1 protein-coding gene is annotated in these 535 nt (G+C 53.9%); it reads left to right on the forward strand.

What is annotated here, in order from left to right; all coding sequences use genetic code 11:
• Positions 1 to 535: cyclic nucleotide-binding domain-containing protein (locus A3754_RS04590; protein WP_063518955.1), on the forward strand; the 535-nt coding region annotated here is incomplete at both ends.

Here is a 535-nt window from a genome sequence, read left to right on the forward strand (position 1 = left end):
AATGATTTCGGCCAGCAACGGCGGCGCCAGCTGTTAGCCGGTGTGCCGTTTTTTAATGAAATCGCCCGTGATGATCAGGACGAATTTGCGCAGCTTGAAAAGACGACCCGCCTTTGGGTAGCCGCTTCCNGGGAAAGTGTCATCCGTGCTGGTGATGTGGATTCCACCCTGTATTTTTTGCTCCGGGGGCAGCTTGAAGTCCTCTCGGATAATCCAGAGGAAGCTCCGCTTTACTATGTCTCACCCGGTGAAGTATTTGGCACCTTGTCCATGCTTCTGGGAACGCCCCGCAGCGCTACCATAAAGGTGGCGGACAATGCTCGGGAGGCGGTATTGGCAAGCCTGGACTTCAATGAATTCAACGACGATGACAGTGCCTATTCGTTGGCTACCCGTCTGGCCTTCTTCCATATGATTGTTCACCACATCCGCTGGACCCTGGAAGTAAAACGAATGCAGGCGCCGACCCACGAGCTGGTCCATTCCATGCGCAAACTGCCGGTTTTTCATGGTGAGAAAAACAGCCAGGAAGAGC

The organism is Alcanivorax sp. HI0083, assembly GCF_001635175.1.